We start from the raw sequence: 11,601 nt of genomic DNA, 5'->3' as shown, positions 1-11,601 counted from the left end.
GGCCGTGCTCAACAATGCCTGGTACAAAGGTTATCCCCGCTCCTCCTTTCACTTCTTCAACGATGCCGGCGAATGGAACCAGATGGATAAGGCCGGACATATATTCAGTGCTTACTTCGAAGGAAAATACAGCCGCGAATTGTGGCGCTGGTCGGGACTTCCGCGCAAACAGCAGATATGGATCGGTGGCCTTAGCGGCTTCACCTATCAGTCTGTAATAGAGGTACTGGACGGCTTTTCGGAAGAATGGGGCTTCTCCTGGAGTGATATGGGCGCCAATGCCATCGGATCTGCCCTGCTCATCAGCCAGGAACTGGCCTGGGATGAACAGCGTATCCAGCTTAAATTTTCAACACATCCTGCCACTTATCCGGAAGGCATACTGGATGAAAAAGCCAGACAGCTTTTTGGACGGTCTTTCCCGGCCAGGGCGCTGAAGGATTATAATGCCCAAACCTATTGGGCCTCTGTCAACCTGTACGCTTTCAATAAAAACACCTGGCTGCCCCGCTGGCTCAATATAGCAGTAGGATATGGGGCAGACGGAATGTACGGCGGCCGCGACAACACATGGACAGACGCACATGGCGTAAAATACGATTATAGCAGTATCCCCCGTATCCGGCAGTTCTATCTCTCACCGGATATCGACTTCACCCGAATACGCAGCCGTAAAAAAAGTGTCAGGGTATTATTTCAGGTATTGAATATGATGAAATTTCCTGCCCCTACCCTGGAGATCAATTCACTGGGCAAGGTAAAGCTGCATGCAATATATTTTTAAGGGATACTATTTCAGGTAGGCAGATATGATCTGTTCGCCGCTCATCTCCACCAATACCATTTCCTGTAAGGTGGTAGCCAGGGAATAACCTACGAAATCGACTGATAAAGGAAATGATTTGTGTCTGCGGTCAACCAGCACGGCAGTCTGGATTTTCTGAGGGAGATAGGCCAGCAGCGGCTTCAGCGCATACAGCATGGTACGGCCGGAATTGGCCACATCATCTACCACCACTACTACCTTATCATTAAAATCAATGTCTTCAGAAACCTTTACTTCTCCCGGATGTTGTTTGTCCAGGTGCAGGGATATGATCCGTGTTTTCAACGGAGAAATCTGTTCGAGCACAGCTGCTATCTTTCTGGCCACAATAACGCCTCTGTCCCAGATGCCGGCCAGAATGATTTCTGTGCCATCGCTGTTCAGCTCATAGATCTCATAAGCGATGCGCTCGATTTTCTTTTGGATGATATCCTGTGTAAGAATAATGTTCCTGCTTTCCATAGTCACAAAAATAAGAAGTTCGTTTGTAGGAAGATGCTTTTGATAAAAATTTCCCCGCTAAAAGCGGAGAGCTAAAAAAAACATAAATTAGGGAGTCAAATCCAAGATAATGCGAATAGTACAAGAGTTGCTGTTTATTATTGCCTTTAGTGTGGCAGTATACCTATTTTCCACGAAGGTGCGCCAGATAAGGCGGAATATCCTGCTGGGGCGCGATGAAGACCTCAATGACCACCCTGATCTGCGTTGGAAAAACGTCCTGTTACTGGCCTTCGGCCAGAAAAAAATGTTCCGTAACCCGTTGGTGGCCGTGCTGCACTTTTTCGTGTATGCCGGTTTTATTATCATCAATCTGGAGATTCTGGAGATCATCCTCGATGGGATACTGGGTACCCATCGTTTATTCGTTTCCGTATTGGGAGCACTTTATCCTGTACTGATCGGTGCTTTTGAAGTGCTGGCCGTACTGGTGATCCTGGGATGTGCCATCTTCCTGATACGCAGAAATATCCTGAAGCTCCGCCGCTTTATGGCCAAAGATCTGGACGGATGGCCGCGTTCGGACGCCAACTACATCCTTATTACAGAGATCGTGCTGATGCTGCTGTTTCTCACGATGAACACTTCGGATCAGCAGATGCAGCTGAGAGGCAGCGCACACTATGTTACCACCGGCCCTTTCCTGATCACCGGAAGCCTTGCCCCCCTGTTCAGCGGACTGTCCGACAGCACACTGATGGGACTGGAGCGTGGTGGCTGGTGGCTGCACATATTGGGCGTGTTGGCCTTCCTCAACTATCTTCCCTACTCCAAACACCTGCATATCATACTGGCATTTCCTAATGCCTATTTTGCCAGTCTGGAGCCTATGGGTGAGATGGAAAATATGCCGGCCGTTCAACGGGAAGTACAGCTGATGCTGCAGCCTGAACTGGCTGCCAGCGAACCAGCCCCCGAAGGCATCCCTAAATTCGGCGCCAAAGATGTGTTTGACCTCTCCTGGAAAAACCTGCTGGACGCCTACTCCTGCACCGAATGCGGACGATGCAGCGCTGCCTGCCCGGCCAACCTGACCGGAAAAACACTGTCTCCCCGTAAAATCGTGATGGACACCCGCGACCGTCTCGAGGAAGTAGGCCGTAACATCAATACCAACGGCACTTTCACAGACGACGGCAAAACATTGCTGCGCAACTACATCACCGAAGAAGAGCTGCGTGCCTGCACCACCTGCAACGCCTGCGTACAGGAATGTCCCGTGAGTATCAGCCCGCTCGATATCATCCTCCAGCTGCGCCGCCACCTGGTAATGGAAGAATCCAGCGCACCCGCCGAATGGACCGGTATGTTCAGCAACATAGAAAATAATATGGCCCCCTGGAAGTTCAGCATGGATGACCGCGACAAATGGGCCGAAGAAATGAATCAATAAACAGACAAAAGCTAAAAGCGAACAGCTATGCAGATAAAGACTATGGCAACATATGCCGCCAATGGGGAAACACCGGAAATACTCTTTTGGGTAGGTTGTGCCGGCAGCTTCGATCAGCGCGCGCAAAAGATCACCAAAGCATTTGCCACCATCCTGGATAAAACAGGTGTACAGTTTGCCATCCTCGGCAAAGAGGAAAGCTGTACCGGCGACCCCGCCAGAAGAGCCGGCAATGAATTCATCTTTCAGATGATGGCGCAGAATAATATCCAGCTGCTCAATATGTACGGCGTCAAAAAAATAGTGACTGCCTGCCCCCACTGCTTTAACATTCTTAAAAATGAATATCCAGCACTGGGAGGCAACTATGAAGTCATCCACCACACCACTTTCCTGCAATCACTGATCGATGAAGGAAAAATCAGGATGAAGGAAGGCGGTGCCTTTAAAGGCAAAAAAATCACCTATCACGACTCCTGCTACCTGGGCAGAGGCAATAATATTTATGAGGCCCCCCGCAAAGTGCTGGAAACCCTCGATGCAGAACTGGTGGAAATGAAACGCTGCCGCAGTAAAGGGCTGTGTTGTGGTGCCGGTGGTGCACAAATGTTTAAGGAAGAAGAAAAAGGCAACATCCGCATTAATTTCGAAAGAGGCCGGGAAGCCGTAGATACCGGCGCGGCTGTTATCGCTGCCAACTGCCCCTTCTGTATGACCATGCTCACCGATGGTGTAAAGGAAACCGGCAAGGAAGACGAGGTAAAAGTGCTGGACATCGCGGAACTAATCGCTATGAATATGGAATAAGATACAATAGCGTTGCGGTCTGGCAACCCTCATCATCCGGGTGCCGATCGTAACAGGTAATTGATTTAACTTTGCAACATGAATACGAAAGAACTAAACTTCCCTACCGGATTTTCGCCGGCTTCCAGGGTGTGGATATATCAGAGCAACAGGCCATTCAATGAGCAGGAGGTGTTGGAGATCAATGAACAGCTGCTGCAGTTCACCGAACAATGGAACGCTCATGGTGCCCCTGTCAAAGGATGGGGCAGGGTGATGCTGAACCATGTGGTGATACTGATCGCAGACGAAACGGATACAACCGTCAGCGGTTGCAGTACAGACAGCTCTGTACGTATCATCAAAAGCATTGAAAGGCAGTATAATGTGAACATGTTTGACCGGTTGCTGCTCGGATTTATTGTAAAAGATAAAGTACAGCTGCTCCCGATGGCCCAGTTGTCTTATGCCCTCGAAAAAGGTTTTATCGACGAAAACACCCTTTATCTCAACAATACCGTGCTCACAAAGGCCGACCTGGATAACAAATGGCTGGTCCCACTGAAGGAAAGCTGGCTGAGCGCTAAGATTGCGTAACACGTTTTCCGCAACGATAAAAAGTAAAGCAGCAAAGACGCAGGGATGTTGACATCTTTGCGTCTTTGTCGCATTACCTGGTTGCGTGACATTCTGTCATTTTTTCCGTTTTAATGCTTATTTTTGCTCTCCAAAATTTTGTTAGGAATGCTGGATCAGGTTACCAAAGTGCATGATGAAAGCCGCCAGGGAGAAGCTCTTGCTCCTGAAGCGACTGAGAACCAATCATATAGTAAAAAATTCTATATAGAAAGCTATGGTTGTGCGATGAATTTCAATGACAGTGAGATCGTTGCATCCATACTCAACCAGGAAGGTTTTGGCGCCACCCGCAATATAGAGGAGGCCAATCTCATCCTGGTCAATACTTGTTCTATCCGGGAAAAAGCAGAACTGACAGTGCGTAAGCGTCTGACCGAGTTCAACCGGCTCAAAAAGAGTACGCCCGGGCTGCTGATAGGTGTGCTGGGCTGTATGGCTGAAAGGCTGAAAAGCAAGCTGCTGGAAGAAGAGAAGCTGGTAGATATGGTGGTAGGTCCTGACGCCTACCGCAGCCTCCCCTCCCTGATTACGGAAGCAGGAACAGGCCAGAAGTCGGTGAACGTGCTCCTGAGCAGAGAAGAGACCTATGGTGATATCAGTCCGGTTAGGCTGGACAACAACGGGGTTACCTCTTTTGTGTCTATCATGCGGGGCTGTAATAATATGTGCACCTTCTGCGTGGTGCCTTTCACCCGTGGCCGCGAACGCAGCCGCGACGCGCATTCCATCGTGAGAGAAGCTGCTGAGCTGTTTGACAACGGTTACCGGGAAGTAACGCTCCTTGGCCAGAACGTAGACTCCTACTACTGGACCAGCGCTGATGACAGCGAAACCGTTACATTTGCCCAGCTGCTTGAAAGAGTAGCCCTCATCAACCCGCTGCTGCGGGTGCGTTTCAGCACCTCCCATCCGAAAGACATCACGGATGAAGTGCTCTTCATCATGGCGAAGTATGAGAACATCTGCAACTATATACACCTGCCTGTACAAAGCGGCAGCAACCGTGTACTGCAGCTGATGAACCGCACCTATACCCGCGAATGGTATATGAAAAAGGTGGAACGTATCCGTGAAATACTCCCCGACTGCGGCCTCTCCACCGACGTCATCACCGGATTCTGCACCGAAACGGAAGAAGACCACCAGCAAACCCTTGACATTATGCGGTTTGCCTTTTACGATCTGGCATACATGTACTTCTACTCCGAACGCCCCGGTACCCTGGCCGCACGCCGCTACCAGGACGATATCCCGGAAGATGTCAAAAAAAGAAGGCTCGCGGAAGTAGTAGAATTACACCGCCAGCAGGCAGAAATCAATATGAAAAACGATGTCGGCAAAACCTTCAAAGTGCTGGTAGAAGGCACCTCCAAACGCTCTGATGAACACCTCTTTGGCCGTAATGACCAGAACAAGGTGGTGGTGTTCCCACGTGAGAACTTCAAAAAGGGCGAATATGTAATGGTGAAGGTAGACAGCTGTACATCCGGAACACTTATAGGAAAGGCAGTACAGTAGCCACCCGCTGCTGCCTGCTTATTTTTGGACCATTAAACAATCGGGTAACCACTTATGGACATACAGGCTATCAAAAACAGGTTTGGCATTATCGGAAACAGTCCCGCATTGAACTACGCGCTGCAGGTGGCCGCTCAGGTGGCCAATACAGACCTCACCGTACTCATTAACGGGGAAAGTGGCGTAGGTAAAGAAGTTTTTTCGCAGATCATTCATGCACTGAGTGCACGTAAACATAATCCCTTTATTGCGGTCAACTGCGGCGCTATTCCCGAAGGTACCATCGACTCCGAACTGTTCGGACACGAAAAAGGCTCCTTCACCGGCGCAGTAGACAGCCGTAAAGGTTATTTCGAAACCGTCAACGGCGGCACCATCTTCCTCGATGAGATCGGGGAAATGCCGCTAGGCACACAAGCACGCCTGCTGCGCGTACTGGAAACCGGCGAATATATCCGCGTAGGCTCTTCCAAAGTACAGAAAACAGACGTGCGCGTAATCGCTGCTACCAACCGCGATCTGCTGGAACGTACCCAGCACGGTAAGTTCAGGGAAGACCTGTACTACCGTCTCAATACCGTTCCTATCAGGGTCCCGGCGCTGCGCGACAGGAAAGAAGACATCCCGCTGCTGTTCCGTAAATTCTCTGTAGACTTTTCAGAGAAATATAAAACACCGTCGATACAGCTGGATGAAGAAGCCCGTCAGGTGCTGGTCAACTATCCCTGGCGTGGTAATGTGCGTGAACTGAAAAATATTGCGGAACAGATCTCTGTGCTGTCATCCGACAAGCTGGTTACTTCCAACGATCTGAAACGGTTTCTTCCCGAAATACCGGAAGTGAACCGCCTGCCGATGCTCGCCGCACCGCAGCAAACACCTGGCGCTGCCAACGATTTCGCCAGCGAAAGAGATCTCCTCTACAAACTTTTCTTCGACATGAAAAAAGATGTAACGGAGGTCAAAAAAATGTTCTTCGACATTCTCCAGAATCCAAATATGGCGCATTCGCAGGAATACCATCATCCGGAAAATCATGTGCTGCACAGCTACCCTGCCAGCAGTGAAATGACCATGCCGGCACCTGGTATCAACAACCCGCAACCCATTATTCTGCCGGATAACAAAATCGATCATCATGAGGAAGTGGAAGAAACCCTTTCTATTGCCGACAAGGAAAAAGAACTGATCGTAAAAGCACTGAAGAAACACAAAGGCAAACGTAAAGATGCCGCCCTCGACCTGGGTATTTCTGAAAGAACGCTCTACCGCAAACTAAAAGAATATAACATTGCCGAATAAACGAATTAACAGCAGCATGACCACTAGCATCAGAACATTCATCACCCTGGCCATCATCGCCCTACTGGGTGGTTGCAGTGTACATTATTCCACCACCGGCGCCAGTATAGATCAGGGCGCCAGTACCGTGAATGTACGCTTTATAGAAAACAGGGCACCTATCACCAACCCTACGCTCAGCCAGAAAGTCACACAGAAACTGCGTGATAAGGTTACCTCCCAGACCAGGCTGACACAGGTAGGCGACAACGAGCCCCGTGCAGATTACGAATTCAGAGGCGCTATCACCGGCTATTCCTTTTCCAATGCCGCCGTTACCAATGTTGACAAGGCCGCCACTTCCCGTTTGAACGTAACCATTAATATCACGTTTATCAAACGTATTGGTGATAAAAAAGGATTTACCCAGTCCTTTACCCGTTCAGCCGACTTCCCTGCCACTCAGCTCCCTACCTCTGTAGAGAACAATCTGCTGGACAATAACATTATCCCCGGTATTGTGGACGATATCTTCAACAGGGCATTTGCAAACTGGTAAGATGATTTGAGTGTTATCTGAATATTTGACGATGGAAATGGATTAACATAATTTATCGTCAAATATTCAAATAATCAAATCTCTAAATAATCAAATTTTATTACATTAGAGGATCATGATCGCAAACTCCATCATCGCGCATATCTATTTGCAGCCTGGTCTGAAACAGGTAGATGTTGCAGCCATGGAAAAACTGGTGGCGGAATACCCTTATTTCGCTGCAGCCAGGCTGTTGCTCGCCAGAAAGGTGTACCACCAGCACAGTAACCTCCATGAAACAGCTGTCAAAAAGGCCATGTTGTACAGCGGTCAGCCTCATCATTTTTATCATATCGTAACGCACGAACCCATACTGGAACAGGTAGAAGAACGGATAGTACCCGTTATTCCGGAAGACAGCTTACCGGAAGCAATTGTTGATACAGCTCCACCGGAGCCACAAGAAGAGGAAGCGGAAGAACCGGTTGTTCCTGTCTCCCAGCCCGAAGAACCCATTACCACAGCTCCATTACCGGAACTGGAAGAAGTGGAAGAAAGGATAGCCCCTGTTATCCCGGACGACACTTTACCAGAGGGCCAGGAAGAGGAAGAAGCGGCCATTCCGGTTATTCCGGACGAAACCGTACCATTCCCCCAGCCCGAGGAACCTATTACCACGGCACCGTTGCCGGAACTGGGAGAAGTGGAAGAAAGGATAGCACCCGTTATCCCGGACGACACTTTGCCGGAGAGTTCCAATACTGCTGCAGGATCAGCGCCGGAGACCACCTTCCCCAACGAAACAGCTGCTGCAGATGATGATACAGACAAGGTGCTGGCCGAAGCGGAAGCGATATTGCAACGGGACACCACGGCAACTGCTGACATGCTGGCAGTACCGGAAACAGCCCATCACACAACGGCCGTTCCGGACCATACAGACAATCATACGGATACTACGGAAGGTCAACTGCCGATTAAAATCTTCCCTTTGGAGATACCGGCAGAAGAAACAACTCTTACATTCCAACCTTTATATACGGATGATTACTTCGCCTATAAACGGTTGAAGGATCCGGAACTGGCAGATGAACTCAGTGAACAGGGCGAAGCGGAAATGAAAAGCTTCACTTCCTGGCTGCGGCAGATAAAAGACAACTTCACCGGCAGGTCCAGTAAAGACTGGTTCAACCAGCAGCTGCACCGCCTCTATGAGGAAACCGAAGAACCGGAAGTTTCTGAAACAGTGGAGAAAATGGCGATGAACTCCATCACTTTCAACAATGATATTGTGTCGGAAACGCTGGCTGAAATCTGGGTACGCCAACATCAATATCAGCAAGCCATCAGGATTTATCAAAAATTAAGTTTGCTTAATCCCGACAAAAACGCTTATTTTGCGCAGAAGATACAAGAACTAAAATCTCTAATAGATAAAAGTAAACAGTAATATTTATGTTAATCATTTTTGGTATCCTGATCATATTAGCCTGTGTGCTGCTGGGCTTTTTCGTGCTGATCCAGAACCCTAAAGGAGGCGGTCTGTCCGGTTCTTTTGGCGGTATTGGCAATCAGGTGATCGGGGTGCGTCAGACTACTGACGTTTTGGAAAAAGGTACCTGGATTCTCGCTACAATCATTGCGGTGCTGTGTCTGACAGCTCCTTTCTTTATCGGGAAAACTTCCAAAGTATCTAACAGTGCTCCTACTGCTGTTGAAAGAGCAGGTGGTGGCCAGCCTATCGCTCCGGCCCAAACCGCTCCGCTGCCAACTACGCCGTCCAACAACACTCCGGCACCGGCTCCAGCACCGGCACCTACTAAATAATCTTAATGCTGAATAATATTTCATTAAACCTCGCCGTTAAAAGCGAGGTTTTTTTAATAATTACAGGTCACGAATGGCGAAAAAACGAAAACCTACCAACGTATGGCTTAAACGCAGCCTGTTAATAGCTGGCTGTCTGCTCGCCGGCTTCCTTGTATACATATCCTACCGCGTGTTCGGTCCTAATACCAAAGCCTTCGGCGATTCCAAATATTTCTACGTACGCACCGGCAGCACCTACCGCGATGTGCTCGACGGACTGGAAGATCAGGGAATTGTACGCAACCGCAGCAGCTTCGACTGGGTTGCAAAAGAACTGGGATACCCTTCCCGCGTAAAAGCAGGCCGCTATAAAATCAGCCATGGCATGAGCAACTTTACCATCGCGAAAATGCTCCGCTCCGGTAAACAATCCCCCATAACACTCGTCATCAATAAACTCCGCACCAAGGATGATCTGATCAAAAAAGTCAGTACCAACCTGGAAGCCGATTCCAATGCGCTCCGCGCCCTGCTCAATGACCAGGTATATCTCCGCCAGTTCAATCTCGACACTAATAGTGCTATGTGCGCCGTTGTGCCCAACACGTACGAGTTTTACTGGAACACCAATGCGGAAACCGTCTTCAAAAAACTGGAAAAGGAAAGAGAAGAGTTCTGGACAGAAGCCCGTAAAAACAAAGCCAGCGCCCTTGGCCTGACACCTGTACAGGTAACCGTACTCGCCTCTATTGTAGATGAAGAATCCAATAAAGCCGATGAAAAATCACTGATTGCCAGCGTATACCTCAACCGCTTCCGCAAAGGCATGCGCCTGCAGGCAGATCCAACGGTGAAATTCGCCCTCCAGGACTTCGGCTTGAAAAGAATACGCGAAGGACATACCCAGTACGATTCTCCGTATAACACTTACCGTTATAACGGTCTGCCACCCGGCCCCATCTGCACACCCATGAAAAAAACAATGGACGCAGTATTAAATACACCGGAAACAGATTATTTGTACTTTTGCGCCAGATCCGACTTCTCGGGCTACCATGCTTTTGCAGCTACCTATGCGGAACACCTGGTAAATGCAAGAAAATATCAGGCTGAGCTGAATAAAAGAGGCTTCTAAAAGCATGGAATATCATTTTTGATTTTTGATCTTTTGATTTTGGGGTTTAGTGAACATCTTCCCAAAATTTCGAAATCAAAAAATCAAAAATCAAAAAATCGAAATATTGGCCTTCAAACCCGAAAACATCATCTTTCGTTCACGCCCCTACCGCTGGTTGGTAAACAGGAGTAAAACCCTCGTCCTCCCAGGGTTTGAAGGGCTGCCTCTGTATGATGTGCTCAAATACTTCGGGCAGGAGACCAAGGCCAGAGGACTGGGAGACAGGGCCAGAGCCATCTCCTTCAACTTCCTGCTGGCCATCCCTCCTTTTTTTATCTTCCTGTTTACCCTGGTGCCTTATGTGCCGGTAAAAAACATAGAACCTACCCTCTATGACCTGGCCCAGGACCTGACGCCCAACTACAACACCTACATGATCGTCCGGGAGATGATCCACGACTTTCTCTATACGCATCGCAATGGTCTGCTGTCTGTGGCTTTCCTCATGGGCTTCTTTTATTCATCCAATGGTGTGATGGGCATCCTACGTTCTTTTTCAAAAATCCAGAACGCCGGCTTCCGCAAACGGAAATGGTGGCAGAACCGCCTTATCGCCCTCCAGCTCACCCTCATCCTGGTAGTGCTCCTGCTCGTGACAGTAGCGCTGATCATCGCTCAAGGTGCCACCATGCGCTGGCTTTTCAACCTGATAGGCGTTCAGAATACATCCCTGCTCCGCCTGATCGATATTGCCCGCTGGGTACTGATCATCATGCTGTTTTACTCCATCAACGCCGTATTATACCGGATCGGCGCTGCCACCACCAAAAAGTGGAAGTTCATTACCGCCGGCGCTACCGTGGCCACTACCTGTATGATACTGGTCACCATCGGCTTTTCCTGGTTTGTGAACAACTTCGGCAACTACAACAAAATCTATGGCTCTATCGGTACGATCCTTATCCTCATGCTCTGGATCTTCTTTAACTCCTTTATCCTCCTCGTCGGCTTCGAACTAAATGCCAGCATTCATGCCCTGAGTGATGCCAGACATGAACAAAAAGCTGATAAACAGCTGGTTAACTAACAACCTTTCCTGAACTAAGGTTTTTTTTATTTTATACTTTTTTATTATATCTTTCTGTTGATTTACTGTGCGCCCCGCCAGTAAATTACTGTCGCATTTTTTATAT

General features: G+C 48.8%; 12 protein-coding genes. 11 read left to right on the top strand and 1 reads right to left on the bottom strand.

Annotated features, from left to right (window positions below):
• The first annotated feature begins 4 nt into the window (after positions 1–4).
• Positions 5–784, top strand: coding sequence for a DUF2279 domain-containing protein (locus tag KD145_RS28125; RefSeq protein ID WP_212003128.1), 780 nt, complete (start codon positions 5–7; stop codon positions 782–784).
• 6 nt (positions 785–790) lie between these two features.
• Here KD145_RS28125 and KD145_RS28120 read toward each other — a convergent pair whose 3' ends face one another.
• Entirely contained in the window at positions 791–1,288 is a 498-nt protein-coding gene (locus tag KD145_RS28120; RefSeq protein WP_113614481.1) for a phosphoribosyltransferase family protein, read from the bottom strand.
• 109 nt (positions 1,289–1,397) lie between these two features.
• On the opposite strand from KD145_RS28120, the gene KD145_RS28115 reads away from it, so the two are divergent.
• From KD145_RS28115 to KD145_RS28070, 10 genes are all read left to right on the top strand, one after another.
• A complete protein-coding gene (locus KD145_RS28115; protein ID WP_212003127.1) occupies positions 1,398–2,720 on the top strand; it encodes a (Fe-S)-binding protein in 1,323 nt (440 codons plus the stop codon).
• Positions 2,721–2,747: 27 nt separating this feature from the next.
• Positions 2,748–3,527, top strand: a complete 780-nt coding sequence (locus KD145_RS28110; RefSeq protein ID WP_212003126.1) for a (Fe-S)-binding protein — start codon at positions 2,748–2,750, stop codon at positions 3,525–3,527.
• Between the two features lie 78 nt (positions 3,528–3,605).
• The gene (locus KD145_RS28105) at positions 3,606–4,103 is read left to right on the top strand and encodes a hypothetical protein (RefSeq protein WP_212003125.1); all 498 of its coding nucleotides are present in this window, start codon (positions 3,606–3,608) and stop codon (positions 4,101–4,103) included.
• Positions 4,104–4,250: 147 nt separating this feature from the next.
• Complete coding sequence (gene miaB / locus KD145_RS28100) at positions 4,251–5,663, top strand: tRNA (N6-isopentenyl adenosine(37)-C2)-methylthiotransferase MiaB (RefSeq protein WP_212003124.1); 1,413 nt, start codon at positions 4,251–4,253, stop codon at positions 5,661–5,663.
• A 54-nt stretch (positions 5,664–5,717) separates the two neighbouring features.
• Positions 5,718–6,965 carry a sigma-54-dependent Fis family transcriptional regulator gene (locus KD145_RS28095; RefSeq protein WP_212003123.1) on the top strand — a complete coding sequence of 416 codons (1,248 nt, stop codon included), beginning with the start codon at positions 5,718–5,720 and terminating at the stop codon, positions 6,963–6,965.
• A 16-nt stretch (positions 6,966–6,981) separates the two neighbouring features.
• The gene (gene lptE / locus KD145_RS28090) at positions 6,982–7,503 is read left to right on the top strand and encodes an LPS assembly lipoprotein LptE (protein ID WP_212003122.1); all 522 of its coding nucleotides are present in this window, start codon (positions 6,982–6,984) and stop codon (positions 7,501–7,503) included.
• Positions 7,504–7,618: 115 nt separating this feature from the next.
• Entirely contained in the window at positions 7,619–8,932 is a 1,314-nt protein-coding gene (locus KD145_RS28085; RefSeq protein WP_212003121.1) for a hypothetical protein, read from the top strand.
• A 5-nt stretch (positions 8,933–8,937) separates the two neighbouring features.
• A complete protein-coding gene (gene secG / locus KD145_RS28080; protein ID WP_212003120.1) occupies positions 8,938–9,309 on the top strand; it encodes a preprotein translocase subunit SecG in 372 nt (123 codons plus the stop codon).
• A gap of 73 nt (positions 9,310–9,382) precedes the next feature.
• Positions 9,383–10,426, top strand: a complete 1,044-nt coding sequence (gene mltG, locus KD145_RS28075; RefSeq protein ID WP_212003119.1) for an endolytic transglycosylase MltG — start codon at positions 9,383–9,385, stop codon at positions 10,424–10,426.
• Positions 10,427–10,532: 106 nt separating this feature from the next.
• Entirely contained in the window at positions 10,533–11,495 is a 963-nt protein-coding gene (locus KD145_RS28070; protein WP_212003118.1) for a YihY/virulence factor BrkB family protein, read from the top strand.
• Positions 11,496–11,601: the final 106 nt, after the last annotated feature.

The organism is Chitinophaga sp. HK235, from assembly GCF_018255755.1.
Classification (GTDB): domain Bacteria; phylum Bacteroidota; class Bacteroidia; order Chitinophagales; family Chitinophagaceae; genus Chitinophaga.
Note: the sequence above shows the minus strand (reverse complement) of the source record. Positions and strands in the feature narration are given on the sequence as shown.

Excerpts from the sequence above, each read along its gene's own strand:
- secG (WP_212003120.1), top strand. The coding sequence starts at position 8,938 with ATGTTAATCATTTTTGGTATCCTGATCATATTAGCCTGTGTGCTGCTG.
- KD145_RS28110 (WP_212003126.1), top strand. The coding sequence starts at position 2,748 with ATGCAGATAAAGACTATGGCAACATATGCCGCCAATGGGGAAACACCG.
- KD145_RS28095 (WP_212003123.1), top strand. The coding sequence starts at position 5,718 with ATGGACATACAGGCTATCAAAAACAGGTTTGGCATTATCGGAAACAGT.
- lptE (WP_212003122.1), top strand. The coding sequence starts at position 6,982 with ATGACCACTAGCATCAGAACATTCATCACCCTGGCCATCATCGCCCTA.
- mltG (WP_212003119.1), top strand. The coding sequence starts at position 9,383 with ATGGCGAAAAAACGAAAACCTACCAACGTATGGCTTAAACGCAGCCTG.
- miaB (WP_212003124.1), top strand. The coding sequence starts at position 4,251 with ATGCTGGATCAGGTTACCAAAGTGCATGATGAAAGCCGCCAGGGAGAA.
- KD145_RS28115 (WP_212003127.1), top strand. The coding sequence starts at position 1,398 with ATGCGAATAGTACAAGAGTTGCTGTTTATTATTGCCTTTAGTGTGGCA.
- KD145_RS28085 (WP_212003121.1), top strand. The coding sequence starts at position 7,619 with ATGATCGCAAACTCCATCATCGCGCATATCTATTTGCAGCCTGGTCTG.
- KD145_RS28120 (WP_113614481.1), bottom strand. The coding sequence starts at position 1,288 with ATGGAAAGCAGGAACATTATTCTTACACAGGATATCATCCAAAAGAAA.
- KD145_RS28105 (WP_212003125.1), top strand. The coding sequence starts at position 3,606 with ATGAATACGAAAGAACTAAACTTCCCTACCGGATTTTCGCCGGCTTCC.